General features: G+C 61.8%; 27 protein-coding genes. 16 read left to right on the top strand and 11 right to left on the bottom strand.

Annotation, left to right across the window (positions count from 1 at the left end; all coding sequences use genetic code 11):
* The first annotated feature begins 2 nt into the window (after positions 1 to 2).
* From FHX11_RS07365 to FHX11_RS07380, 4 genes are all read left to right on the top strand, one after another.
* A complete protein-coding gene (locus FHX11_RS07365; RefSeq protein ID WP_184356560.1) occupies positions 3 to 617 on the top strand; it encodes a cytochrome c oxidase assembly protein in 615 nt (204 codons plus the stop codon).
* Positions 618 to 680: 63 nt separating this feature from the next.
* Positions 681 to 1,559: a cytochrome c oxidase subunit 3 gene (locus tag FHX11_RS07370; RefSeq protein ID WP_184356562.1), complete on the top strand. Its 879-nt coding sequence runs from the start codon at positions 681 to 683 to the stop codon at positions 1,557 to 1,559.
* Positions 1,560 to 1,708: 149 nt separating this feature from the next.
* Positions 1,709 to 2,518, top strand: coding sequence for a hypothetical protein (locus tag FHX11_RS07375; RefSeq protein ID WP_184356564.1), 810 nt, complete (start codon positions 1,709 to 1,711; stop codon positions 2,516 to 2,518).
* A 74-nt stretch (positions 2,519 to 2,592) separates the two neighbouring features.
* Positions 2,593 to 2,976, top strand: a complete 384-nt coding sequence (locus tag FHX11_RS07380; RefSeq protein WP_184356566.1) for a DUF4440 domain-containing protein — start codon at positions 2,593 to 2,595, stop codon at positions 2,974 to 2,976.
* A gap of 3 nt (positions 2,977 to 2,979) precedes the next feature.
* On the opposite strand, the gene FHX11_RS07385 is transcribed toward FHX11_RS07380, so the two are convergent.
* Complete coding sequence (locus tag FHX11_RS07385) at positions 2,980 to 3,633, bottom strand: chloramphenicol phosphotransferase (protein WP_184356568.1); 654 nt, start codon at positions 3,631 to 3,633, stop codon at positions 2,980 to 2,982.
* Positions 3,634 to 3,777: 144 nt separating this feature from the next.
* On the opposite strand from FHX11_RS07385, the gene FHX11_RS07390 reads away from it, so the two are divergent.
* The 7 genes from FHX11_RS07390 (at position 3,778) to FHX11_RS07420 (ending at position 9,031) form a co-directional block, all read left to right on the top strand.
* Complete coding sequence (locus tag FHX11_RS07390; RefSeq protein ID WP_348649688.1) at positions 3,778 to 4,197, top strand: DUF983 domain-containing protein; 420 nt, start codon at positions 3,778 to 3,780, stop codon at positions 4,195 to 4,197.
* A gap of 7 nt (positions 4,198 to 4,204) precedes the next feature.
* Positions 4,205 to 4,951: an SURF1 family protein gene (locus tag FHX11_RS07395; RefSeq protein WP_184357515.1), complete on the top strand. Its 747-nt coding sequence runs from the start codon at positions 4,205 to 4,207 to the stop codon at positions 4,949 to 4,951.
* 105 nt (positions 4,952 to 5,056) lie between these two features.
* Positions 5,057 to 6,064 (top strand): 4-hydroxy-3-methylbut-2-enyl diphosphate reductase, encoded by a 1,008-nt coding sequence (gene ispH / locus FHX11_RS07400; RefSeq protein ID WP_184356570.1) that lies wholly within the window; start codon positions 5,057 to 5,059, stop codon positions 6,062 to 6,064.
* 34 nt (positions 6,065 to 6,098) lie between these two features.
* On the top strand, positions 6,099 to 7,064 hold the full coding sequence (locus FHX11_RS07405) for a homoserine kinase (protein WP_184356572.1): 966 nt from the start codon (positions 6,099 to 6,101) through the stop codon (positions 7,062 to 7,064).
* Positions 7,061 to 7,501 (top strand): ribonuclease HI, encoded by a 441-nt coding sequence (rnhA, locus tag FHX11_RS07410; protein ID WP_184356574.1) that lies wholly within the window; start codon positions 7,061 to 7,063, stop codon positions 7,499 to 7,501. Before FHX11_RS07405 ends, rnhA begins: the two co-directional genes overlap by 4 nt.
* 185 nt (positions 7,502 to 7,686) lie before the next feature.
* Positions 7,687 to 8,574 (top strand): hypothetical protein, encoded by an 888-nt coding sequence (locus FHX11_RS07415; protein WP_184356575.1) that lies wholly within the window; start codon positions 7,687 to 7,689, stop codon positions 8,572 to 8,574.
* 148 nt (positions 8,575 to 8,722) lie between these two features.
* Positions 8,723 to 9,031, top strand: coding sequence for a Dabb family protein (locus tag FHX11_RS07420; RefSeq protein ID WP_007693893.1), 309 nt, complete (start codon positions 8,723 to 8,725; stop codon positions 9,029 to 9,031).
* Positions 9,032 to 9,296: 265 nt separating this feature from the next.
* On the opposite strand, the gene FHX11_RS07425 is transcribed toward FHX11_RS07420, so the two are convergent.
* The 4 genes from FHX11_RS07425 to FHX11_RS30040 are packed head-to-tail and all read right to left on the bottom strand — an operon-like array spanning position 9,297 to position 11,996.
* The gene (locus FHX11_RS07425; protein WP_184356577.1) at positions 9,297 to 10,199 is read right to left on the bottom strand and encodes a zinc ABC transporter substrate-binding protein; all 903 of its coding nucleotides are present in this window, start codon (positions 10,197 to 10,199) and stop codon (positions 9,297 to 9,299) included.
* A 20-nt stretch (positions 10,200 to 10,219) separates the two neighbouring features.
* A complete protein-coding gene (locus FHX11_RS07430) occupies positions 10,220 to 11,092 on the bottom strand; it encodes a metal ABC transporter permease (protein WP_184356579.1) in 873 nt (290 codons plus the stop codon).
* Positions 11,089 to 11,871: an ABC transporter ATP-binding protein gene (locus FHX11_RS07435; RefSeq protein ID WP_184356581.1), complete on the bottom strand. Its 783-nt coding sequence runs from the start codon at positions 11,869 to 11,871 to the stop codon at positions 11,089 to 11,091. Before FHX11_RS07435 ends, FHX11_RS07430 begins: the two co-directional genes overlap by 4 nt.
* On the bottom strand, positions 11,868 to 11,996 hold the full coding sequence (locus FHX11_RS30040; protein ID WP_281411584.1) for a hypothetical protein: 129 nt from the start codon (positions 11,994 to 11,996) through the stop codon (positions 11,868 to 11,870). Before FHX11_RS30040 ends, FHX11_RS07435 begins: the two co-directional genes overlap by 4 nt.
* A 179-nt stretch (positions 11,997 to 12,175) precedes the next feature.
* Here FHX11_RS30040 and FHX11_RS07440 point away from each other — a divergent pair, with 179 nt between their 5' ends.
* Both FHX11_RS07440 and FHX11_RS07445 read left to right on the top strand, forming a co-directional pair.
* Positions 12,176 to 12,421, top strand: coding sequence for a type II toxin-antitoxin system ParD family antitoxin (locus tag FHX11_RS07440; protein ID WP_184357516.1), 246 nt, complete (start codon positions 12,176 to 12,178; stop codon positions 12,419 to 12,421).
* A 151-nt stretch (positions 12,422 to 12,572) separates the two neighbouring features.
* Complete coding sequence (locus tag FHX11_RS07445) at positions 12,573 to 12,725, top strand: type II toxin-antitoxin system RelE/ParE family toxin (RefSeq protein ID WP_246780918.1); 153 nt, start codon at positions 12,573 to 12,575, stop codon at positions 12,723 to 12,725.
* Between the two features lie 60 nt (positions 12,726 to 12,785).
* Here the strand turns inward: FHX11_RS07445 and FHX11_RS07450 are convergent, their stop codons facing one another.
* On the bottom strand, positions 12,786 to 13,271 hold the full coding sequence (locus tag FHX11_RS07450) for a peroxiredoxin (RefSeq protein WP_184356583.1): 486 nt from the start codon (positions 13,269 to 13,271) through the stop codon (positions 12,786 to 12,788).
* A gap of 74 nt (positions 13,272 to 13,345) precedes the next feature.
* A complete protein-coding gene (locus tag FHX11_RS07455) occupies positions 13,346 to 14,185 on the bottom strand; it encodes a protein-disulfide reductase DsbD domain-containing protein (protein WP_184356585.1) in 840 nt (279 codons plus the stop codon).
* Positions 14,186 to 14,328: 143 nt separating this feature from the next.
* Here FHX11_RS07455 and FHX11_RS07460 point away from each other — a divergent pair, with 143 nt between their 5' ends.
* Positions 14,329 to 14,934: a YqgE/AlgH family protein gene (locus FHX11_RS07460; protein WP_184356587.1), complete on the top strand. Its 606-nt coding sequence runs from the start codon at positions 14,329 to 14,331 to the stop codon at positions 14,932 to 14,934.
* 177 nt (positions 14,935 to 15,111) lie between these two features.
* A complete protein-coding gene (locus FHX11_RS07465; RefSeq protein WP_184356589.1) occupies positions 15,112 to 16,167 on the top strand; it encodes a putative zinc-binding metallopeptidase in 1,056 nt (351 codons plus the stop codon).
* A 298-nt stretch (positions 16,168 to 16,465) separates the two neighbouring features.
* Here the strand turns inward: FHX11_RS07465 and FHX11_RS07470 are convergent, their stop codons facing one another.
* Genes FHX11_RS07470 through thrC form a run of 4 tightly spaced genes read right to left on the bottom strand, consistent with a single transcriptional unit; the run spans position 16,466 to position 22,757 of the window.
* Positions 16,466 to 19,378 (bottom strand): sensor domain-containing phosphodiesterase, encoded by a 2,913-nt coding sequence (locus tag FHX11_RS07470; RefSeq protein ID WP_184356591.1) that lies wholly within the window; start codon positions 19,376 to 19,378, stop codon positions 16,466 to 16,468.
* Complete coding sequence (locus tag FHX11_RS07475; RefSeq protein ID WP_184356593.1) at positions 19,375 to 19,989, bottom strand: GNAT family protein; 615 nt, start codon at positions 19,987 to 19,989, stop codon at positions 19,375 to 19,377. The genes FHX11_RS07470 and FHX11_RS07475 overlap by 4 nt, the downstream gene beginning before the upstream one ends.
* A gap of 51 nt (positions 19,990 to 20,040) precedes the next feature.
* Complete coding sequence (locus FHX11_RS07480; RefSeq protein ID WP_184356595.1) at positions 20,041 to 21,339, bottom strand: pitrilysin family protein; 1,299 nt, start codon at positions 21,337 to 21,339, stop codon at positions 20,041 to 20,043.
* A gap of 20 nt (positions 21,340 to 21,359) precedes the next feature.
* A complete protein-coding gene (gene thrC / locus FHX11_RS07485; RefSeq protein WP_184356597.1) occupies positions 21,360 to 22,757 on the bottom strand; it encodes a threonine synthase in 1,398 nt (465 codons plus the stop codon).
* A 310-nt stretch (positions 22,758 to 23,067) separates the two neighbouring features.
* Here thrC and FHX11_RS07490 point away from each other — a divergent pair, with 310 nt between their 5' ends.
* Positions 23,068 to 23,697: a hypothetical protein gene (locus FHX11_RS07490; protein WP_184356599.1), complete on the top strand. Its 630-nt coding sequence runs from the start codon at positions 23,068 to 23,070 to the stop codon at positions 23,695 to 23,697.
* Positions 23,698 to 23,701 lie beyond the last annotated feature (4 nt).

The following is a 23,701-nucleotide window of genomic DNA, read 5'->3' on the forward strand; positions in this document are numbered from 1 at the left end:
TGATGGAGGAGGGGACAACGAACAAGGCGAGGAAGCCCGGCCGTAACAACGGTCTGGTCGTCGCCATGTGCCTGAGCTTCGTCGTCGGCATGAGCGCCATGAGCGCCGCCGCCGTGCCGCTCTACCGTATCTTCTGCGAGGTGACGGGCTTCAACGGCACGACGCAGCGCGTCGATCAGGTTTCCAGCGTCATTCTCGACAAGCCGATCACCGTCACCTTCGACGCGAATGTCGCGCCCGGCGTGCCTTGGGACTTCAAGCCCATGCAGAAGTCGGTAACGCCGAAGATCGGCGAGACGATCGAGATCAAGTTCGTGGCCGAGAACAAGTCCGACCAGCCAACGCGCGGACAGGCCATTTTCAACGTCTCGCCGGTGGAAGCGGGCGCCTATTTCAACAAGGTGCAATGCTTCTGCTTCAACGAGACCGACCTCGCGCCGGGGGAAAAGCGCGAGATGCCGGTGGTTTTCTACGTCGATCCTGAGATCACCAAGGCGGAAGAGACCAAGACGATTACGGCGCTGACCCTGTCCTACACCTTCTACCCGCGCGACGGCGCAAAGCCGGTCGCGTCGAACGAGGGTGCTGCGGTCAAGGCGGCGGAAAAGAAACTTTGATGGAGAGTGCTTTTCGGCTTGGCCGGAAGCAATATGGGAAAAAGTCATTCGGGGATTGCTGACATGGCAGAGGCGCATCAGAAGAAACACGACTACCACATCATCGACCCGAGCCCCTGGCCGCTCACTGCCGCCATCGGTGCTTTCGTCATCACCTTCGGTGGTGTCGGCTTCATGCGTTATCTGAACGGCGGCTCGCTGCACCTGTTCGGTCTCGACTGGGCGCATCCCTGGCTGTTCTTCATCGGCCTGGCCATCATCCTCTACACCATGTACGGCTGGTGGTCGGACACGGTGAAGGAAGCGCATGAGGGCGCGCATACCCGCGTCGTCTCGCTGCATCTGCGCTACGGCATGATCATGTTCATCGCCTCGGAAGTGATGTTCTTCGTTGCCTGGTTCTGGGCCTATTTCGACGTCAGCCTCTTCCCGAACGAGGCGATCCAGGCATCGCGAACGGCTTTCCTCGGCGGCCAGTTCCCGCCCAAGGGCGTCGAAGTCCTCGATCCCTGGCATCTGCCGATCTACAACACCATCATCCTGCTGCTCTCCGGCACGACGGTCACCTGGGCGCACCACGCGCTGCTGCATGGGGATCGCAAGGGGCTGATCCAGGGCCTGGTCCTGACCGTGCTGCTCGGCGCGCTGTTCTCCTGCGTGCAGGCCTATGAATATGCCCACGCACCCTTCGAGTTCAAGAATTCGATCTATGGCGCGACCTTCTTCATGGCGACCGGCTTCCATGGCTTCCACGTTCTGGTCGGTACCATCTTCCTGCTGGTCTGCCTGATCCGGGCGATCAGGGGCGACTTCACGCCCAGGCAGCATTTCGGCTTCGAGGCCGCCGCCTGGTACTGGCACTTCGTCGACGTCGTCTGGCTGTTCCTGTTCTTCTGCATCTATATCTGGGGCAGCTGGGGCGCGCCGGTGGCGCACGGCTGACCGGCCTTCGGCTGATATGAACGATGCTTGCCGCCGCAAATCCGGCCTGATCCGGGACTTTGCGGCGGCATTGTTTTAAGACGGCATTGCGGCGCAATGTCCACCTGACATATCGAGGATCGGCCACCCGCGCATAAGGGATCGTTCCAGTGCCCATCTGGATCTGCAAGACATGCGGCGCCCATTCCGCGTTGAACGACGCGCCTCCGCCTCATTGCATCATCTGTGACGACGAACGGCAGTTCGTCCCCGAAGGTGGGCAGGCGTGGATTGCCCGCGAAGCCCTGATCTCCACGCATGTGAACGAATGGAGCGAGCTCGAGCCGAACTTGATCGCCATCGGCGTCTCCCCGGCCATCGGCATCGGCCAGCGCGCGCTGCTGGTGCTCTCCCCGCATGGCAATGTCCTATGGGACTGCACGCCCGTTCTGGATGGCAAGACGCGAGACCGGATTCTGGAGCTCGGCGGCATCAAAGCCATCTGTCCGTCTCATCCGCATTTCTATACCGGCATGGTGGAATGGAGCGAGGCGCTCGGCGGCGTGCCGATCCTGCTGCCCGAGGCCGATCTCGCCCATGTTATGCGCCCGAGCGAACATATCCAGCCTTGGCGGGGAGATCGCCATGAGGTGCTGCCCGGCATCGTCCTTCATCGGCTGGGCAGCCATTTCGAGGGAAGCAGCGTTCTGGAATGGCAGGCCGGCGCGGAGGGAAAAGGCGCGCTGCTCGTCGGCGACACCATGCAGGTGGTTCCGGCACGGGGATGGGTTTCCTTCATGTATTCCTTCCCCAACCTGATCCCTCTGCCGGCCCGCGAAGTCCGGCGCATCGCAGGCCGCGTCGCGGAGATACGCTTCGATCGGATCTACGGTGCCTGGAGCGACAAACTCATCGCAAGCGGGGCAGGGGAAAGCGTCGCTCGTTCGGCTGAACGCTACATCCGGCGGCTCGAAACATAGCAGTCAGGCCGCAAAGTCGCAGCCGAGGCGACTTTTACATTGCGACGGCAGGCCCGGCGCGCCATGTTGAAGACATGAGCGATTTGCAGCTAAACGACATTCTCGAAGAGCTCTCGGCCCGCGAGCCGATTTTCCACAGGCGCGAATTCGGAACCTCGCGTGCCGATCTCGAGTGCATGATCGATGCTGCCTTTTGGGAAATCGGTGCGAGCGGCAATGTCTATCGACGCGGTTATGTCATTGAAACGCTGCTGGAACGCTATGCCAAGGGGCCGGAGCCGCATCACTGGCCCTGCCGCGATTTCACGCTGACGTTTTTGGCGGAAGGAGTCTATCTCCTCTCCTATGTGCTGGAGGAGCCGGGGCGCATAACGCGCCGTTCGACCATCTGGCGCCGGAGTAAGGAAGGCTGGAAGATCGTCTTCCACCAGGGAACCTTGATGCAGTCGCCGCCGTGAAGCCTATGGCATGTCCGCCGCAAGCCGCTCGAATGCCGTTGGATGCTGTATGCCCGCGTCCAGGACGTGCCGGATTTGCTCGGCGCAGTCCCGCGAGCTGTTGATCGAGGTGTCCACCACCAGATCGTAAATGCCAGGCCGATGCACCTCCTCCTGCCAGGCCAGCACCGGCACCGGGATCGGCGCGTCGGCGGAAACATCGATATAGATGCCGCGCCGTTCAGGGCCTTCCGCCAGGCGCCGCCGCATGATGGTCTCGATTGGGCAATGCACCCCGACGAACAGAACGGGCAGGCCGCTCAGCTGCCGGGCGCAGTCCCGCAGGATGCCGAGCGGACGGGAATGGGCATCATGATGGCCGAATTCGGCGATGACATTGAGCCCCAGCCGGCTATGGGCGGCAATCGAGGCATAGAGCGCGGCATAAAAGCGCGGGACGAGCGGCTCCAGCTCCGGCCTTTCGCCGCCGGGGCGCAGGCCGATGCCCGGCCGGTAGCGCGGCGGCGTGACCTGCCGGACATAGGTATCGACCCCGAGATTCATCCACGGACCCTCGAAATCCGCCTGAATCGCCTCGACAATGCTGGATTTTCCGGAGCGCGGCGCACCATTGAGAATGACGATCCGGCCGGGTTTGCTGTCCTGAAAGGGGCTCATGAATTTCCTCCGATGCCGCCGCCATTCTAGCGGGATCGCGGCTCCCGCCCAAGCTTTTGGATTGCATGGAGGGCCGCATCGCGGTTACTGATGATGGAAGGGGACGAGAGGAGGACGCTCGTCCGGGATGATAGAGATCAAGCCGTGAATTCAGAGCAAGACAACAGACCAGATCAAGAGGCTAACGGCGACAGCGCGCTCTTCCCGCCGGTCGATCCGTTCAAGGTCGGCATCCAGGGATGTTGCCCGCGCTGCGGCAATGGCAAGCTCTTCGACGGGCTGCTGTCGCTGAAGCCGCGCTGCGCCGCCTGCGATCTCGACTATGGCTTCGCCGATGCCGGCGACGGACCGGCGGTCTTCGTCATCCTCATTGTCGGCTTCATCGTCATCGGGCTGGTGCTCTGGCTGCAGGTCAATTACGCGCCGCCGATCTGGGTGCATATCCTGCTGTTCGCGCCGCTGACCATCCTGCTCTCGCTCCTGTCGCTGCGCTGGTGCAAGGGCATCCTGATCGCCCTGCAATACCGCAACAATGCCAGCGAAGGGCGGCTTCATCGTGACTGAGGCCAGCATGCCGGCGCGCCGCGCCAACCCGTTCTGGCAGGTCGGCAAGGCGCTGATCCTGCTCGTGGCGCTTGCCATCCTGCTGGCGCTCGGCACCTGGCAGGTCGAGCGGCTGCACTGGAAGGAAGGCCTGCTGGCCGACATCGCCGAGCGTCAATCGGCGCCGCCGGTGCCATTGTCCGCGATCGAGACCATGGCCGCGTCCGGCGGCGATATCGAATATCGCGTGGTGACCGCGACCGGCCATTACCTCAACGACAAGGAGCGGTATTTCTTCACCACCCATGAAGGCGATGCCGGCTATCATGTCTATACGCCCCTGCAGCTTGCCGACGGGCGCTACCTCTTCGTCAACCGTGGCTTCGTGCCCGATGTCGACAAGGCGCCGGAAAAGCGCATGCAGGGGCAATTGACGGGCGAGCAGACCGTCACCGGCCTTGCCCGCGCCAAGCTCGCCGGCCAGCCCTCCGGCATACCGGACAACGATCTCGTCAAGGATATCTTCTACTGGAAGGATCTCGACGCCATGGCGTCAAGCGACGGATTGCCGAAGGACAAGGTGCTGCCCTTCTTCGTCGATGCCGGCAAGGCTCAAAACCCCGGCGGGCTGCCGATCGGCGGCGTCACCATCGTCGATCTGCCGAACAGCCATCTGCAATATGCCGTCACCTGGTATGGTCTGGCCGTGACGCTGGTCGTCATCGTCGCGATTTCCTGGTGGCGCAAACGCCATCCGGATGCGCCCCGGCAATAGAGGCATGCAATAGAATAGCTTCATTTCGATGGGATATTGGGCTAGAGCAAGCGGCAAGGCCGACCTATCTATGGCTTTGCCATTGTCCCGGATTTCGGAAGAGACATGAACATAGCAGTTTCCAAACCTGACCTGACCATCCGGCTCTGCGGCCCGCGCGGCTTCTGCGCCGGCGTCGATCGTGCCATCCAGATCGTCGTGCTGGCGCTGAAATCCTATGGCGCGCCGGTCTATGTCCGCCACGAGATCGTGCACAATCGCTATGTGGTCGAGGGGCTGGAAGCCAAGGGCGCCATCTTCGTCGAGGAGCTGGACGAGATCCCGGCCGAGCATCGCGCCCAGCCGGTGGTCTTCTCCGCCCATGGCGTGCCGAAATCGGTGCCGGCGGATGCGGATCAGCGCAATCTCTTCTATCTCGATGCCACTTGCCCGCTGGTCTCCAAGGTGCACAAGCAGGCCATGCGCCACAATCGCCTCGGCCGCCACGTCGTCCTCATCGGCCATGCCGGCCATCCGGAGGTGATCGGCACCATGGGCCAGCTGCCTGAAGGCACGGTGTCGCTGATCGAGACCGTCGAGGACGCCGATGTCTACGAGCCCGCCGATCCCGACAATCTCGGCTACGTCACCCAGACGACGCTCTCGGTCGACGACACCGCCGGCGTCATCGCGCGGCTGCAGGAGCGGTTTCCGAACCTGACGGCTCCTTCAGCCGATTCGATCTGTTACGCCACCACCAACCGCCAGGAAGTGGTGAAGCAGGCAGCGCCCGGCTGCGATCTCTTCATCGTCGTCGGCGCGCCGAATTCGTCCAACTCCAAGCGTCTCGTCGAAGTGGCGCTTCGGGCCGGGGCGACGAAATCCGTGCTCGTGCAGCGCGCCGCCGAGATCGACTGGGACGACATCGGCGATATCAGGACCGTCGGCCTCTCTGCCGGCGCGTCTGCGCCCGAGGTCATCGTCAACGAGATCATCGAGGCCTTCCGCGCCCGCTACAATGCGGTGGTGGAGCTGGCCGAGACGGTGAAGGAGACCGAGAATTTCCTCGTCAACCGCGAGCTGCGCAACATCGAGCTGACGACGGCCGACATGGCCTTCGTCAACGGCGAATAATCAAATCCGTTAAAGCCTTTTCCAGGAAGAATTCGTGGCCGTTTATACCGATATTACCGAAGACGATCTGAAGTGGTTCCTGACGGAATATGATGTCGGCACATTGCTCTCCTACAAGGGCATCGCCGAGGGCGTCGAAAACTCAAACTTCCTGCTGCACACCTCGCGCGATCCGTTGATCCTGACGCTCTATGAAAAGCGCGTGGAAAAGAGCGACCTGCCGTTCTTCCTCGGCCTGATGCAGCACCTGGCGAGCCGAGGGCTGTCCTGCCCGCTGCCGCTGCCGCGCAAGGATGGCGCGCTGCTCGGCCATCTCTCCGGCCGCCCGGCAGCGCTGATCTCCTTCCTCGAAGGCATGTGGCTGAGGAAGCCCGAGGCAAAGCATTGCCGCGAAGTCGGCAAGGCGCTGGCCGAGATGCATGTCGCCGGCGAGGGTTTCGCCATCAAGCGGCCGAACGCGCTGTCGCTTCAGGGCTGGCAGGGGCTTTGGGAAAAGTCCGAGGCCCGCGCCGACGAGGTCGAGCCCGGCCTGCAGGACGAAATCCGCAGCGAGCTCGATTTCTTGGGGAGCCATTGGCCGAAGGACCTGCCGGAGGGCGTCATCCATGCCGATCTCTTCCCGGACAATGTCTTCTTCCTCGGCGATCAGCTCTCCGGCCTGATCGACTTCTATTTCGCCTGCAACGATCAGCTCGCCTATGACGTCTCGATCTGCCTCAACGCCTGGTGCTTCGAGAAGGATCATGCCTACAACATCACCAAGGGCATGGCGCTGCTGGAGGGATACCAGAGCGTGCGGCCGCTGAGCGAGGCCGAAATCGCCGCCCTGCCGACGCTTTCGCGCGGCTCGGCGCTGCGCTTCTTCCTGACCCGCCTCTACGACTGGCTGACGACGCCGGCCGGCGCGATGGTCACCAAGAAGGACCCGATCGAATATCTGCGCAAGCTGCGCTTCCACCGCCAGATCGCCTCGGCTGCCGAATACGGGCTGAAGGCATGAAGCAGGTCGATATCTTCACCGACGGCGCCTGCTCCGGCAATCCCGGCCCCGGCGGCTGGGGCGCGGTGCTGCGCTATGGCGAGGCGGAAAAGGAACTCTTCGGCGGCGAGGCCGAGACGACCAACAACCGCATGGAACTGATGGCGGCGATCTCGGCGCTGAACGCGCTCAAGAGCCCCTGCGAGGTCAACCTCTACACCGACAGCGTTTACGTCAAGGACGGTATCTCCAAGTGGATTTTCGGCTGGAAGAAAAACGGCTGGAAGACGGCGGACAAGAAACCGGTGAAAAACGCCGAACTCTGGCAGGCGCTCGAAGAAGCCCGCAACCGGCACCAGGTGACGCTGCACTGGGTCAAGGGCCATGCCGGGCACCCGGAGAACGAGCGGGCCGATGAGCTGGCGCGCAAGGGGATGGAGCCGTTTAAGAAGAGGTAGGGGTGGGGCGCGTGCGTCGCACTTTGAGGGGAGCTTAGCAATGGCTTTGCGCCGATAGTGATCCCATGCTCGCGCTCTTTATGAAAACGGATATCCGGCGATTTGTTGATGCTCGCTGAATTAGAATATATTGACTTATTATTGCAACCTGTATTTGATGAGGAGGGCGCTTTGGGGAGGTAGTCATGGCGGTAAGCTTAAAGTTTGCGTTAAGTTTTGAGGGCAATGACGCTGATGACCATGTTCTTGATTTCTATGATGCGGCCGACGCACTAACAGGCTTTCAGCGCTCGCTCGCGCTGACGACGCATTTGGTATTGCATGGTGAAATAATCACGCAGGCACCAGCCCTTCGCGGCGCTCGGATTTTGATTAAGTCCCCTGAGCCTGGAAGTTGGAAGGTGATTACGGTTGTCACTCTGCTAGCGTCGGGTGCACACACGCTTGGAACTGCCCCTCGTGATACAGTTCTTGGACATCTAGTGGCCTCGACCTATGACTATATCGTGAACGAAACGCTTGGTTTTCATGTGGATTTCGACTCTACGCTTGGGAAGCAGTATGATGAACTCAATCAGCGAAATCGTATTGCGCCTCAGATTACGCAGTCGCAGGTAGATTCGCTTATGGAGAAGACTGAAAGTTCTATTAGGGAAATGCATCGGCCAATTGCGGCATCTCAAACTGCCAATTTGGCTAAAGTGAGTTCGATCATTGGACGTAACAGCACGCAGATTGCAACGCTCGACAGCACCACGTACGATTACGTAAATGTAACCAAACAAGTAGAGCAGCCAGTTCAGCTCGTGGGGCGAGTGAGTAGCTACAATATCAATACCTTCGGCGGGCGAATTTTTCTAGATACAGAAAATAGGCCGATTCCTTTTGATCTTGCTGAAGGCTCTAAAGATCCGCACACCATTGAATTGATAACTTCTAGTCTGAGAAATAATGCTCGTAACAGGATGGGAGCAGATGGAGCTCTAAACGTTAGTGCGTTTCTCTTCGAGAGCAGTACAGGCAGGCTCAAAAAGATTCTCATCACCCACGTTAGCGTCGTGCCCCAGACTTAAGCAATAGAGCCGCTAATGTATCGTTTTCTCTAGCGGTACACTCATGGTGGGTGATCACCTCCAAAAATCCAAAACATCACCACCACCCCACCTTGCCCCATCCCCCTTTCCCTCTATGCTGCCCCCAACATCCAGGGAGGCCGATTCCATGATCCTGCATTGCGTTTTCCTGCGGCTCAAATCCGCCATGACACAGGATGAGAAGAAAGCGCTGTTCGAATCCGTGGCCGCGTTGCAGCAGGTCATTCCCGGCATCGTCGATATCAAATACGGGCCGAATGTCTCGCCGGAGGGGCTGCATGGCGGCTTTGTCGATGGGTTTGCGGTGACGTTTGAAAGTGCCGAGGCGCGGGATGCCTATCTGGTGCATCCGGAGCATGTCGCCGTCGGCGAGCGCATTGTCTCGTCGACCGATGGCGGGCTTGCCGGGCTGCTGGTCTTCGATCTCAATCTCTGAATAGAACAGGCTGCGGGGAGGGTGTCCGCGGCTGTATGCAGGGCAATTGCATATGAGATGAGGTGGTTGCCGCTCGCCCTTCTCCCCAGCGGGGAGAAGGTGCCCAATAGGGCGGATGAGGGGGGCGAGAAGCAAAGCGACGAGAGCCTTGAGCGCAAGCGAAAGGCAATCCTTCCGATGCCGCACCCCCCCCTCATCCGACCCTTTGGGCCACCTTCTCCCCGCTGGGGAGAAGGAGTTTCCGGTGCTCATACGTCCGGCTGCCTCAGCTCGATTTCGCCATGGCGGCGGCGAGCTGGTCAACGTTATAACGGAACATTTTTTCATAGGTCGGAGCCGGGCCGTTGGCCTTGGAGAGGGATTCGACATAGAGCTCGCCGCCCGGCTCGGCGCCGGTGGCCTTGGCGACCTGCTTGACCAGGCGCGGATCGTTCGAGTTTTCGAAGAAATAGGTCTTCACATGCTCGGTCTTGATCTGCTCGATCAGCTGGGCGACCTTGGCGGCCGAGGCTTCGGTTTCCGTCGAAAAGCCGAGCGGGGCGAGGAAGTTCACCTTGTACTCGCGGCCGAAATAGCCGAAGGCGTCGTGGCTGGTCAGCACCTTGCGGCGGTCGTCGGCAATCTTGTCGAACTTGCCGTGGGCATAGGCGTCAAGCTCGGTCAGCACCTTGGTGTAGCGCTCGGCATTGGCCTTGAAATCGGCCGCGTCGGCCGGATCGGCCGCCGACAGCGCCTTTTCGATATTGGCGACCCAGATCTTCACATTGACCGGGCTGTTCCACACATGCGGATCGGTGATCGTCTTGCCATCGTCGACCATGGTGCGGGTGTCGATGCCTTCGGAGACGACGACCGGCGTGCCCTTGTAGCCCGAGGCGCTGATCAGCCGGTCCATCCAGCCTTCCAGGCCTTCGCCGCTGACGAAGGTGACCTTGGCGGCATTGAGCTTCTTGGCGTCGGCCGGCGACGGCTCGAATTCATGGGGGTCGCCGTTCGGGCCGACGAGGCTCGATACCTTCACATGGTCGCCGCCGACCTGCTTGACGACATCGGCCAGCACGGTGAAGGAGGCGACGACGTTGAGCGTCTCGGCGGATGCGGGCGCCGCGACGCCGAAGGCAACGAAGGCGGCGGCCGCGGTGGAGAGAAGCAGTCTGTGTTTGCTCATGAATGTCTCCTTGATAAAGATTAGCCCCTGAGATGGGGACGGGGGATGAACCGCCGGGCGATGCCCGAGGGCGAGAAGAGAATGGAAAAACCGTAGATCAGGCTCGCGGTGATGATGATGGTCGGGCCGGAGGCGAATTCGAGATGGTAGGAGGCGATGAGGCCGACATAGCCCGAGGCCGCCGCCGTTGCCGTCGCGATCGCCATCATGACGGGCAGGCTGCGCGACCAGAGCTGCGCGATCGCCGCCGGCAGCATCATCAGCCCCACGGCCATCAGCGTGCCGAGCGCCTGGAAGCTGGCGACGAGATTGAGCACGACGAGCAGCAGGAACAGGAAATGATAGACCGGCCCGCGCCCGCCGACCGCGCGGAGAAAACCGGGATCGAAGCATTCCATCACCAGCGGCCGGTAGATGACCGCGAGCATCAGCAGCGTCAGCGAGGTGATCGCGCCGATCTGGTAGAGGGCAGAGGCGTCGATGGCGAGGATGGTGCCGAACAGCACATGCAGCAGGTCGATATTGGAGCCGCGCAGCGACACGATGAGCACGCCGAGCGCCAGCGACGTCAGGTAGAAGCTGGCGAAACTCGCATCCTCCTGCAGTACCGTCATGCGGCTGACGAGGCCGGAGAGCAGCGCCACGGAGAGCCCCGCCACCAGCCCGCCAAGCCCCATGGCCGTCAGCGACAGCGAGCCGGCGATCAGGTAGCCGATCGCCGCTCCCGGCAGCACCGCATGGCTCATGGCATCGCCCATCAGGCTCATGCGCCTGAGCATCAGGAAAACGCCGATCGGGCCGGAGCCGAGGCCCAGGCACAGGCAGGCGACGAGCGCGCGCCGCATGAAGCCGTAATCCGCAAAGGGCGCGAGGAAGATATCGTAAGCGGTCATTCCGCCGGCTCCCGCTTTGCCAGTGCGTGGCCGGCATGATCCGGCTCGGGCGCGCAGTCCTCGGCCTCCTCGTCCCAGCTTTCGGCCATGGCCCGCGCCCGGATAAGGTTGGCGGGGCTCATGACATCTTGTGTCTTGCCCCATCCCACAAGCTCGCGGGCAATCAGCAGCGTCTCGGGGAAATGTGCGCGCACCTGCTCGAAATCATGCAGCACGGCAATGACGGTACGTCCGTCGTCATGCCAGCGCAGCACGATGTCGAGAAGGTCGCGCGTCGTGCGCTGGTCGATGGCGGTAAAGGGTTCGTCGAGCAGGATGACGCGGGCATCCTGCAGCAGCAGCCGGGCAAAGAGCACGCGCTGGAACTGCCCTGCTGAGAGCGAGCCGATATGCCGGCGCTCGAAGCCGGAAAGGCCGACGGCGGCCAGCGCATCGCGCGCCCGCTCGCCGTCCTCGCGCGAGAAACGGCCGAAGGCGCCGGACGTTTTCCAGGCGCCGAGCATCACCGTATCGGCGACCGAGATCGGGAAGCGGCGATTGATCTCCGCCGCCTGCGGCAGATAGCCGAAATCGTTGCGCGTCAGCTGGCCACGATCGATCGACCCTTCCGCGACCCTGAGTTCGCCGATGATCGCCTTCAGAAGTGTCGATTTTCCCGCCCCGTTCGGCCCGGCAATCGCCGTCAGGCTGCCGGGTGCGAAGGCGCCGGAGACATGATGCACGGCGGGATGGCGCTCATAGGTGACGGTGAGATTGTCGAGACGGATCAGCGCGCTCATGCCAGGGCCACCGCCCAGCCGATGGCCGCCCAGAGCACTGCAATGCCGACCGCGACAAAGATCAGGCGCGTCAACACGGAGCGCCCGATCAGGGAGGACGCGAAGGGATCGTTGCTGAAGGACATATGCGTTCTCTTAATGTAATAACGTTACGTGTAGTAGCGGGGAGAATGCGGCGAAAAAGAGGCGGGGTGTGGATTGAGGAGTGCTGGGCACCGGCAATTGGCGCTCTGTGCCAATAATGCTATATATGGCGCATTATCTGTTATTCGCCGACTTGGCCGGCTCTGCGGGAGTGAAGTTGATGAATGTCTCTATCGGTGAACGCTGGGAAAAATTCGTGGAGAAGACAGTGGAAGAGGGACGTTACAGCTCGGCCAGCGAGGTCGTGCGCGAAGGTCTGCGGCTCGTGGAGGAGCGTGAGGCGAAGATCATGGCCTTGCGGCGCACCCTGGAGGCGTCGATTGCCCGTGGGGGCGATATATCAGACGAGGAACTGGATGCTTCGTTAAACGCGGTAGAAATCGAGCTGCAAAAAGAAGGCTACTAATGCCGCGCATTCGTTATCTAGCGAGCGCCAGAACCGATTTCGATAATATCTATCGATACATCAGGCTAGAAGGCGGAAGTGCGGAGAGTGCGCGAAACTTATCGGCAGACTTCGTGGCAAATGTAGCGACCTGGCGGTATTGCCGGGTCAGATGGGTCGCGCAAGGCCCGAATTGCTTCCCGATGTACGCAGTTTTGCATTCCACGGATATGTGATCTTTTTCCGCTATGTCGATGATGTTTTCGAAGTCGTGAACATCATCGAAGGTCACCGTGACCTTGAAAGTCATTTCGCTAAGGGCTGACAAGATAAATGAGGGAATCCACAAGACACCCTCATTGCTTTTCTCAAAGCTCGAAAAGTCTCAAAGCTGCTCGATCATCGCAGCCGCGGCCGAAACCGTGGCCTGACCGGGGCTTTCCTCGATGTTGAGGGTCTTCACCACGCCGTCTTCCACCAGCATCGAGTAGCGCTTGGAGCGCACGCCGAGGCCGCCGGCAGAGAGGTCGATGTCGAGACCCAGCGCCTTGGCGAAGGAGCCGTCCCAGTCGGCGAGGAAATGGATCTTGCCGAGACCGCCGGAGGATTGCGCCCAGGCGCCCATCACATGCCAGTCGTTGACGGAAATCACGGCGATGTCGTCGACGCCCTTGGCGAGGATGGCGTCGCGGTTTTCCAGGTAGCCCGGCAGATGGTTCAGCGAGCAGGTGGGCGTGAAGGCGCCGGGCACGGCAAAGAGCACGACGCGCTTGCCGGCAAAAAGCTGCTCGGTGCTGATCTCGACCGGACCGTCGGCGGTCTTTTCCTTGAAGGTGGCGGCAGGCAGTTTGTCGCCGATAGCGATGGTCATGGCTCTCTCCTTGGTCGCGATAAAGGACGGCCGCGCCGCCCGGAATGAAGATGTCGGCGAACTATAGGGTCGCCCTAGTCGAACGCAAGCGTGGTTTCCATCGCGCGCTCGCCATCGATGACGAGAATGCCCCAGCTCTTGCCTCTGATGTCGTAATTTTTCGGCAGCTTGCCGACGGCGATATCCGTCGTGAAGGATTTGCCGTCGCGTTTGCCGTTGGCCTGTTTGAAAAAGACATAACCGGTCGGACCGGTGACGTAGATCAGCGGCGCATCTCCGATTGCATCCGGTAGCGTGAGGCGCAGCGACAATGTCTTCGCGTCGGCCGACAGCGTGTGGTTTTCAATCGCGAAATCCGGGGCAGCGGCCTGCGGCAGCGATGCCGCAGCGGCATCCAGCAGCGCCTGTTCGTGCGGGGTCGATTGGCCGGCGGCCGAAAGCGGCAGCGAAAGCTCCGCCTGGAAGGGGATGCAGATATCCTTGCAGACGCCGATAAAGGCCGTGAGCTCGAGCCTCGCCGGCGGTTTGCCGTCGATCCGCAGCTCCAGCGGCAATGTCACCGGCGCATCATAGCCGATCTCCTGGATCGCGCCGACGGTGATGGGCCTGGGCACGGGATAGCGCATGGTGACGATCGTCACGCCGCTTCCCGCCGCCGTGCTCACCTGCGGCGGAATACCGCTTTCGCCGGGTTCGCGCCAATAGGTGATCCAGCCGGGCGCCGGCTCGATCTGCAGGGCGGCGCGAACATGCCCTTCGGCATCCGGCGCCAGCGCCACCAGCCGCATGCGGCCGCCCATGTTGCTGGCCCAGTCGCTCATGGCCGCGTGCGCGCCGCTGCCGGCGGATATTGCGGCGGCAAGCGCTCCGGCCGCTATTGTCGTCAGGCAGGCAAGGCTGGGTATTTTGATCATGAGCAATGGGTTTATCGGATGGCGCCGTGCCGCGCCAGAACGGCTGAAAAAAGAAATGATCATTTTCAGTTGATTGATTTATGACATTGCCCCATCTTTCTATGTGTTGGGGGCGCAGTGACAGACTGCAGTCAGGAGGCGTGATGTCCCTATCGACACTGAAGAACAGACGCGAAAGAGGTTTTCTAGACGGTCAGTTCCTGATTGCCATGCCCGGCATGGAGGATCGGAATTTCAATCGCACGGTGATCTATATTTGTGCGCATTCCACTGCCGGCGCCATGGGCTTCGTCATCAACCGCGCACAGAGCCTGACCTTTACCGACGTGCTGCTGCATCTCGATATGATCAAGGATGATGACGCCATCGTTCTGCCGGCGGTTGCGCGGGATTTTCCGATCCAGACCGGCGGACCGGTCGAGAGCGGCCGTGGCTTCGTGCTCCATTCCGATGACTATCTCAGCGACAGCAGCATTCCGGTGAGCGATGACATCAGCCTGACCGCGACGCTGGATATCGTCAGGGCCATCTCCAAGGGCAGCGGACCGAAGCGGGCCACCATGCTGCTTGGCTATGCCGGCTGGGGTGCTGGTCAGCTCGAGGCGGAAATCGGCAATAACGGCTGGCTGAACTGCCCGGCCAACGAGGAGCTGATCTTCGACCGCAGCCTTGACGACAAGTACGAGCGCGCGCTTGCCCTGATGGGCATCAACGCCGCCATGCTGTCTCCGCATGCCGGTCATGGCTGAGCCGGTCGAGACGAATATGGCGGCCGTCAACGCGTCCGGCGACGGGTGATTAAGCATAACCTTATAAAGCGCCGCGCCATTTGATATATTGCCAGACGCGCGGCACGGCGAAAACGGGCCTGCCACGAATTCGTGGGCAGGCTCTTTTATGCCTGCTATTCCGATCGCGAGGGTTTCATGCGGCTTTTTGCCTGCGACCACTGTGGCCAGCCGGTGCATTTCGATAACAGGCAATGCATTCGTTGTGGCCATCAGCTCGGTTTCCTGCCGGAATTGGTGGCGATCTATGCCCTGGAAGCCGATGACGGACAGAACTGGCGTGTGGTGGCCGAGCCGGAACGCAGGGTGCGCTTCTGCGCCAATGCCGAACTCGATATCTGCAACTGGCTGGTGGCGGCTGGCGATCCCGAGCCGTTCTGCGTGGCCTGCCGTCACAATCGCCTGGTGCCGAACACCGATACGCAGCAGGGTGTCGAGCGCTGGCGGCGGATCGGCCAGGCGCAACGGCACCTCTTCTATTCGCTGCTGCGCTGGAACCTGCCGCACCCCGATCGCCGGCAGGACCCCCAGGGTGGATTGGTCTTCGATTTTCTCGAGGACGAGGTGCAGGGCGGCAATGTCGTGCCGGCCAGGACCGGACATGAGGAGGGGCTGATCGCCATTCGCGCCGCCGAGGCCGACGACGTCACGCGCGAGCAGGCGCGCACCCTGATGAACGAGCCATACCGCACGTTGCTCGGTCATTTCCGGCACGAGACGGGCCACTTCATCTGGAACAAGCTGATCCGCGATCGCAATCAGGTCGAAGCCTTCCGCGCCGTTTTCGGCGACGAGCGGCTGGATTACGGCGCAGCACTACAGCAGCATTACGACCATGGCCCGCCGCTGAACTGGCAGGACAGTTTCATCAGCGCCTATGCCAGCGCCCACCCCTGGGAAGATTTTGCCGAGTGTTTCGCGCATTATCTGCACATCGTCGATACGCTGGAAACTGCTCGCTCCTTTGGTCTCGCCATCGACCCTCTCGGTTATCGTGAAATGGCGGCGGAGGTGGATTTCAATCCTTACAAGGCTGAAAGCGCCGAACAGCTCGTCAGCGCCTGGATTCCCCTGAGCGTCGCCATCAATGCCATCCAGCGCAGCATGGGCCAGCCGGATTCCTATCCCTTCATCCTGTCGCCGCCGGTGGTAACGAAGCTGGATTATATCCGGCAGGTGATTGGCGGAGTGTAAGCGCAATATCTCGTAAAGATGGGATGGCGCGGCAGTTCCGGAGCCTATCTCGCCCTTGGCGGGCGAGATAGCAATTTCATTGGCTTAGGAATTGCGCAACAGGAGCCTCTATGCCTTCAAAAGCTGGGCGAAATTTCTAAGTCATTGAAATTGCAAGAGAGGGGGTTTTTCTTGCTCATACTATTCCTGGCAGGCAGGTGCGTCCCTGCCTACCCCTGCCCTTGCAAAATCTAGCACTTAGCCTAGCGGCTAAATGCTGATTTTGCTTTCCCGCCCGCAAGGGGCGGGATAGACCGGATCAAGCCCGCTTGGTTAGCGGAAAGCGTTCCTTCAGCAGCCGCAGCACCGAATCGGCACTCATGGGCGGGCCGAAGATGTAGCTTTGGCCATAGGCGCAGCCCATCTTGGCGAGATCGAGCGCATCCTCTTCCGACTCGATACCCTCGGCGACGACGCCCATGTCGAGTTCGCGCGCCATGGAAATGACGGAGCGCAGCAGCACCGTCTTCTTGTCGCTCTCGTCGCTGACCATTGCCTTGTCGAGCTTGATCGTGTCGAAGGGGAAGCGGGTGAGATAGGAGAGGGAAGAATAGCCGGTGCCGAAATCGTCGAGCGCCAGGCCGATGCCGGCCTCGCGCAGCTTGCCGAGCACGAGCCGGGCCTGCTCCGGATTTTCCATCACCTGCGATTCCGTCAGCTCCAGCTTGATGCGGTTCGGCTCGCAATGGGTCTTGGCGAGCAGGGCGCGGATATCCTCATACAGTTCGTTGTTGAGGAGCTGCACGCTGGACAGGTTGATGGAGACGAAAAGCGGCAGGTCGCCGGTCTGGCGCTGCCAGGCCATCAGGTCGTTGGTCGCCTGCTCGAGCGAGAACATGCCGAGCGGGCCGATGATATCGGAGGCCTCGGCAATCGGAATGAATTCGGACGGCGGGATATTGCCGCGCTTGGGATGCTCCCAGCGCATCAGCGCCTCGAAACCGGCGACCTCGGCATCCTCCAGCCGGACGATCGGCTGGTAGACCATCGAGAGTTCCTTGCGCTCGACAGCGCGGCGAAGGTCGGTTTCCAATTGCAGGCGGTCGGTGCCGAAGCTGCGGAAGGCCGGCTGGAAGGGTTCGACGCGATTGCCGCCGGCGCGCTTGGCGCGGTACATGGCAAGTTCGGCGTCGCTCAGCAGGCTGGACGCGTTCTCCTGCTGGTCGACCCAGGAGGTCAGGCCGATCGACGCGGTGAGGATGATCTCGCGATTGGCGAAATTGATCGGCACCATGATCGCCTTGCTGATCGCATCGGCGAAATCGGCGACCTTGGTCGGATCGCGCTCGGAGACGAGGATCAGGCCGAACTGGTCGCCGGCGAGCCGCGCCAGCGTGTCCTGCGGCTTCATCAGACGGCGCAGGCGGCGCGTCAGGGCGATCAGGATATTGTCCCCGGCGGCGACGCCGAGCGTGTCGTTGACCAGCTTGTAGCGGTCGATGTCGATCACCATCACGGTCGGCCGCAGCTGGTTGCCTTCCGGCGCCAGCGTCAGCACGGATTGCAGCCGGTCGAGGAAGACCTGGCGGTTGGGCAGGCCGGTCAGATTGTCGTGCAGCGCGTCGTGTAGCAGCCGCTCGACCGAGTTCTTCTGTTCGGTGATGTCGACGATGGTGCCGACGCAGCGGATGATCTCGCCATTCGAGCCGAGGACCGGCCGGGCGCGGATCGTCAGCCAATGGAAATGCCCATCCTCGGCGCGGATGCGGAATTCATGGTTCAGGCGGCCGCGGCGGTGTTCCAGCAGCACGTCGAGCGTGGCGCGGAAGCGGTCGCGGTCGTCGGGATGCAGCCGCGGCAGCCAGTTGCGCGCCGGCCCATGCATGGTGCCCGGTGAAAGGCCGAGCTTTGTCGAGATATCCGGCGTCGTCACCACGCGGTCGCGCGCCACGTCCCAGTCCCAGACCGTGTCGCCCGAACCGGTGAGCGCCAGGGATTGCCGCTCGAGGTCGGAGAACAGGCCCTGCTGAAAGGCGCCGCCGGCAAAGGCATGCTGCATCACCGTGAAGCCGATCAGCAGCACGATCAGAACGAGGCCGCCGCCGAGCGCGGGCTGGATGATGTCGTTGTCGAGCTTGCCGGTCACCGTCATCCAGGCGCCGAACAGCCAGACGAGCGTCAGCGCCCAGGCCGGCACGAGCAGGATGGCGCGGTCATAGCGGCTGAAACCGAGATAGATGATCAGCAGCAGCCCGGCCGTTGCCGTCAGCGCCAGCGACAGGCGCGCAATGCCGGCGGCAATCGACGGATCGTAGATCGCCACGCCGAAGAGCAAGGCGAGACCCAGCACCCAGGCGAGCGTGACATAGCCCAGATGCGCATGCCAGCGGTTGAGGTTCAGATAGGTGAAGAGGAAGATCACCAGGCTGGAGGCAAGCGCCACCTCGGCGCAGGCACGCCATATTCGCTGGTCACTGGACGTGATGCTGATGAGCTTGCCGAGGAAGCCGAAATCGACGCAGATATAGCCGAGCACCGCCCAGGCGAGCGCCGCCGTCGCCGGCAGCATCGAGGTGCCCTTGACGACGAAGAGAATGGTCAGGAACACCGCCAGCAGGCCGGCAATGCCGAGCACGATGCCGCGATAGAGCGTGAAGGCGTTGACCGTGTCCTTGTAGGCATTCGGCTCCCAGAGATAGAGCTGCGGCAGGCTTGGCGAGGACAGTTCGGCGACGAAGGTGACGACGGCGCCGGGGTTCAGCGTGATGCGGAAGACGTCGGCCTCGTCGCTCGGCTGCCGGTCAAGGGCGAAGCCTTCGCTTGGCGTGATCGCGATGATGCGCTGCGAGCCGAGATCCGGCCAGAACATCTTCGAATTCACCAGGCGGAAATGGGGCGCGACGATGACGCGCTCGAGCTGCTCTTCCGAGACGTTGGCAAGCGCGAAAACGGCCCAGTCGCCCTGATGATTGGGAGAGGAGGAGCGTACCTCAATACGGCGGCGGATACCATCGGCACCGGCGGCTGTGGAGACCTGAAACGCTTCACCCTGGTTGGTGTAGATCTCCGTCGTCGCCGTCAGGTCGAGCGCGGTGTCGTCGCGGGAGATCTTCACGGGTTCGGCCGCATGCGCCATGCCGGCAAGAAGCAACAGGATAATACCCGCAACCGCCGCGAGGATTGCGGACGGCCATCGGGTCACCGGCAGGGTCGGCTTGAGGGCGGCCGTCATCGCTTGTCGGATTTTCCGTTCGGGCCGGCGTCCGACGCCAGCCGGGAAAACATCACATGATCACGCCATTGACCGTTGATTTTAAGATAACCGCGCAAATGACCTTCCCGTTGGAAACCGGCTTTTTCCAGAAGCCGCATGCTACGCTCGTTATCCGGAATACAGGCTGCTTCAATACGGTGCAACTCGAGTCCGGAAAAGATATAGGGTATAACCAACTGAAGTGCGGCGAACATATGACCCTGACCGGAATGCCGCTCGCCCATCCAATATCCGATCATGCAGCTCTGCGCCGCGCCCCGGCGGATGTAGCCGATGGTGATGCCGCCAAGCAACGTCATGTTTTCCTTGTGGAAAATGAAAAGCGGAATGGCCTGGCCTGAGCTGTATTCCTGTTTTCCGCGGATGACTCGGGCCCGATAGGCACCCTCGGTGAGCTCGTCATGGCGCCAGGTCGGTTCCCAGGGCTCCAGGAACCGGCGGCTTTCGGCCCTTAGCCTGTGCCATTGGTTAAAATCGGAATAACGCGGCAGGCGCAGCAAATAGGTCTCGTTTTCGAGTTCAACCGCGTCCGGATGACGTGACAGAAACCGAAAGACCGATTTTTGCATTCCGCCCAATACTCCCCCGAGAATTGACCCCATCGGCGCGCGAGACGGGCCTTAGCCGCTCGCGCTCTTGGAGGCGGGGGTCGGCGACGACAGCGACGTGACGATGTCTTCCATCGGCGCCAGCTGCTCCAACGGCCCGATCGCCGAAAGAGTCGGCACTGTATCGAAGAACAGGCGGCCGGCAAGATCCGTCAGTCGATCGATGGTGATGCCTTCCAGCCGCTCCAGCATTTCCTGGTTCGGGATCGGCCGTCCGTAGAGCATCATCTGCCGGGCGATCTGTCCGGCGCGCGCCGCCGGGCTTTCCTGGCCCATCAGCAATTGCGCGCGGATCTGGGCGCGGGCGCGCTCGATCTCCTGCTGCTCGATGCTGTGCGAGGACTTATGCAGCTCGTCGATGATGACGGGCAAAAGCTCCGGCAGGTTCTCGCCGCCGGTCGCGGCATGGATGCCGAAAATGCCGGTGTCGGAAAAGCCCCAGTGGAAGGCATAGACGGAATAGCAAAGGCCGCGGAACTCGCGCACTTCCTGGAACAGCCGCGAGGACATGCCGCCGCCGAGGATATTGGCGAGGATCTGCGAACAGTAGAAGTCGCGCGTATGGTAGGCGCGGCCCTCGAAGCCCAGCAGGATTTGCGCGTCCATCAGGTCGCGCGTCTCGCGGATATTGCCGCCGATATAGCGGGCGGGCTCGATGACGGGCGGCGCCGACGGCTTGGTCGGCAGGCTGGAAAAGCGCTCTTCGACCTGGCGCACGAAGCTTTCGTGGTCGACGGCACCGGCGGCGACCACGAACATCCGATCGGTGGTGTAGTTGCGGCCGAGATAGCCGCGGATCTGGTCGGGCGAGAAGGAAACGACCGTCTCCGGCGTGCCGAGAATGGCGCGTCCGAGCGTCTGGCCGCGATAGGCGACCTCGGAGAACTTGTCGAAGACCACGTCGTCCGGCGTGTCGTTCGCCGCGTTGATCTCCTGCAGGATGACCTGCTTTTCGCGGGCCAGCTCCTCTTCGTCGAAGGCCGACTCGGTCAGGATATCGGCGAGGATATCGACGGCGAGGGGGACATGATCCTTCAGCACGCGGGCATAATAGGAGGTCGTTTCGGTGGAGGTGGCGGCGTTGACTTCGCCGCCGACATTCTCGATTTCCTCGGCGATCTCACGCGCCGTGCGGCGGGCGGTGCCCTTGAAGGCCATGTGTTCGAGCAGATGGGCGATGCCGTGCTCCGTCTCGGTTTCGTTACGCGAACCCGATTTGATCCAAACGCCGAGCGCCACGCTTTCCAGATGCGGCATCGTTTGGGTCGCTACTGTCAGCCCGGACGCAAGCCGGGTGCACTCCACTGTCATCGCCTGTCTTTCTGCGTCTGTCATTCCCCGGCCCGGGCGTGCTTGCCGATAAAGGCTTCAACGGCTTTCAGCTCGGGATCGAGGATATCGAAACGCTCCTCCCTGTTCATCAGTCCAGCAAGCCACGTCGGAAGCGCCGGGTCAATACCGGAAGCGGATTTTACTGCCGCGGGGAATTTCGCCGGGTGCGCAGTGGCAAGCGTCACCATCGGGCTGGTGGGCTTTTGATTTTTCTCCGCCACGAAGACGCCGATGGCCGTATGCGGATCGATGAGATAGCCGGTGTCGGCAAGGGTTTTGCGGATCGTCGCGACCACCTGCTTCTCGCTGGCGCGGCCGGCGCGGAAGTCCTTCTTGATGGCCTTCAGCGCATCCTCGCCGATGGAAAAGCCGTTCGATTGCTTCAGGCTTTCCATCGCCGCGCGCACCTTCGTCGCATCGCGGCCATAGGCTTCGAACAGCAGCCGCTCGAAGTTGGAGGATATCTGGATATCCATCGACGGCGCGGTGGTCGCCTTGACCTCGCGCATCTCGTAGCGCCCGGTTTTCAGGGTGCGGGCGAGGATGTCGTTCTCGTTGGTGGCGATCACCAGCCGGTCGATCGGCAGGCCCATGCGCTTGGCGACATAGCCGGCGAAGATATCGCCGAAATTGCCGGTGGGAACGGTGAAGGAAATCTTCCGGTCCGGTCCGCCGAGCGCGACGGCGGTGGTGAAGTAATAGACCACCTGCGCCATGATGCGCGCCCAGTTGATCGAATTGACGCCCGAGAGCTTGACCTTTTCGCGAAAGGCCGTGTCGTTGAACATGGCTTTGACGAGGTTCTGGCAATCGTCGAAATTGCCCTTGATCGCCAGCGCGTGCACGTTGGCCTCCGTCGAGGTCGTCATCTGTCGCTGCTGCACCGGCGAGACCTTGCCATGCGGGAAGAGGATGAAGATGTCGGTGCGTTCGCGCCCGGCAAAGGCGTCGATCGCGGCACCGCCCGTGTCGCCCGACGTGGCGCCGACGATCGTCGCCCGCTGGCCGCGCTTTTCCAGCGCGTAGTCCATCAGCCGCGCCAGCAGTTGCATGGCGACGTCCTTGAAGGCAAGCGTGGTGCCGTGGAACAGCTCCATGACGAAGCTGTTTGGGCCGGTCTGCACCAGGGGCGCGACGGCCGGGTGGCGGAAGGTGGCGTAGGCCGCATCGATCATGCCGCGGAAGACGTCATCGGGGATTTCGCCGTTGACGAAGGGCGAGAGCACCGCGAAAGCGACCTCCTGATAGCTCTTGCCACGGAAGGCGCGGATCTCCTTTTTGGTGAGGGTAGGCCATTCGCGGGGTACATAGAGGCCGCCGTCGCGGGCGAGACCGGCAAGAAGAGCGTCACAGAAGCCAAGGGCAGGGGCTTCTCCCCGCGTTGAGATATAGTCCACGGTCTAGAATTCCTTTGGTCGCAAAATTGCCTGAGTGATGAGTTGAGAGGATGGAGGAACGAGGCGGTGGCGATCCGTTTGGTGTCGGATCAGCCGCGTGGTTTTCGCGTTCGCGCAATGTCCGTCCGGTCGCTTCCGGCGGGCTGCGGCTTGCGCCAATCTGTCGACGTCGAAAAGTGAGCCAAAACGTGCCTACCCAATCGATTTTTCGCTGCGTCGCTGGTATAGACCATCGCCAAGTGTCATAAAAGGCCCGTCGAACAGGCTGCAGGCCGATAATGTAAATTATATGCAGAGGGTGGAATTAATAGTGTTTGGCAGGGTTTCGCGTCGTCTCTTCTCCGCTTCGCTTCTGGCATTGCTGGCCGGTTGCAGTTCTCTCGGCCTCGGTAGCAGCAGCGGCGACAAGGAGCCCGCGACGGATGTGACGGTGGCGCCGCAGGCGGCAGCCGCCCAGCCGGTTTCCGGTGGCCAGGCCTATGTCGCCGGCAAATGCCCGCAGGTCGTGATCCGCGACGAGGCCTCCACCTATCGCACCTACGCCAAGGGCGCCAAGGACGATCCGAACCAGCTGACCTATCAGGCATCGCTCGCCCAGGCGACGCGCCAGTGCACCAGCGACGGCACCAGCCTCGGCATCAATATCGCCGCGCAGGGCCGCCTGGTCGCCGGCCCGCAGGGCGGACCCGGCAAGGTGACCCTGCCGGTCCATGTCGCCGTGATGGACAACAACACGGCGCTCTACGACAAGACCATCAACTTCGTCGCCGAAATCCCGCCGGGCGAGACGACCACGCAGTTTCTCTTCACCGCGGATGACATCAAGGTCGCAGGCGGCTCCGGCGGCTTCACCATCGTTCAGCTCAGCTTCGATCAAGGGCCTCAGAAGCCCGTGAAGGGCGAAAAGCCGGCGCGCCGGAAGCATGCGGCGATAAACTAAGGAT

This window comes from Rhizobium sp. BK602 (assembly GCF_014195095.1).
Lineage (GTDB): Bacteria > Pseudomonadota > Alphaproteobacteria > Rhizobiales > Rhizobiaceae > Rhizobium.